The sequence below is a fragment of the Streptomyces xylophagus genome (assembly GCF_000716435.1).
GTDB classification, from domain to species: Bacteria; Actinomycetota; Actinomycetes; order Streptomycetales; family Streptomycetaceae; genus Streptomyces; species Streptomyces xylophagus.
In genome coordinates, this window is record NZ_JNWO01000093.1 from 1 (window position 1) to 1,060 (window position 1,060).

At 61.6% G+C, this 1,060-nt stretch carries 2 protein-coding genes; both read right to left on the minus strand.

Annotated elements, in window-relative coordinates:
- Window positions 1-349: hypothetical protein (locus tag OO70_RS50390; protein WP_043688261.1), on the minus strand; the 349-nt coding region annotated here is incomplete at its 3' end.
- Window positions 350-459: 110 nt separating this feature from the next.
- On the minus strand, window positions 460-1,060 hold a 601-nt coding region (locus tag OO70_RS50395; protein WP_158711684.1), incomplete at its 5' end, for a hypothetical protein.

Here is a 1,060-nt window from a genome sequence, read left to right on the forward strand (position 1 = left end):
GGTCGGCATAGTTGCCAGTGAACGCCACGTTCATCAGCTTTACGTTCTGCTGGAACTGCAAAACCTGCGAGGGAGACAACGTCTGATTCTTGTCGAACCGGACGCAAGCATTGATCTGGCCGGTAAGCGTCGTCCACACCTGGGGATCGTCGTTGATGGCAGCCGCGAGCTGCGCGACCGTCTGAAGGTTTCCTGGCGCACCCTCCCCGATTACGCCGAGAATGCCTTGGTGCAGGGCGTTCACGCTGCCAGGAGGCAAGCCCGCTGCGCCACCCTGGGATACGACGTACTCAAGATTGGAGATGATGCGGTTGTAGAAAGCCGCATCGAGCACCGTACCGTCTGACATACCGGGCGCTTACGCGTCCTTCACATACGTCTGTTGCGCGCCGTAGCGCTGGCGCTGCGTGCCATCAGGCAATGCAGTCGCAGCGTTGGCGTTCTGAGGTCCGAAAAGACTCATGGCTGAAGAATTTCCACGTTCAACACGGTGTGTGCGGGCTTGATGCGGTTGAGAAAGCACAGCACGAACGTCGGCGTGTCGCCGACCGTGTTATCGTTGCAGATGGGTGTTCCGCCGATCTCACCATCGGCATTCGGGAAGGTGATGTTGCCCGCCATCAGACAACCGGCCTGACTGCCCGGATCGGTGTTCGGCGCTGCGGCTGCTTGCGCGGCTTGCGCCGCTTGCGAGGCCGCCAGGTCGACAGTCACCGTCCACACGAACGCGTGCCCCCACTCACTGTAGTTTCCGTTGTCGTCATACGCGCCAGCGGTGTGCAGCTTGGGTGTGATGACGCCATCGGACGGAACGTCGGTGCGCGGGCACTCGAAGTCGAAGCGCAGCGCCTCGTCCTGGCAGTACGTGCTGGACGGTGCGACGTTGTCGGGCGGGTTGAAATCGTAGTAGCCGCAGATGAAGCAACACGACTCGTCAGTGTCCGGCCCCTGGCCGAGATTGCTACCAGGCACCAGGCACGACGCCCCGTTGGTGTAGCCGTTCTCCCACTTATCCGGATCGGGATGGTGGACGACTTCGCCGTAATCGCAGGGCTGCCGC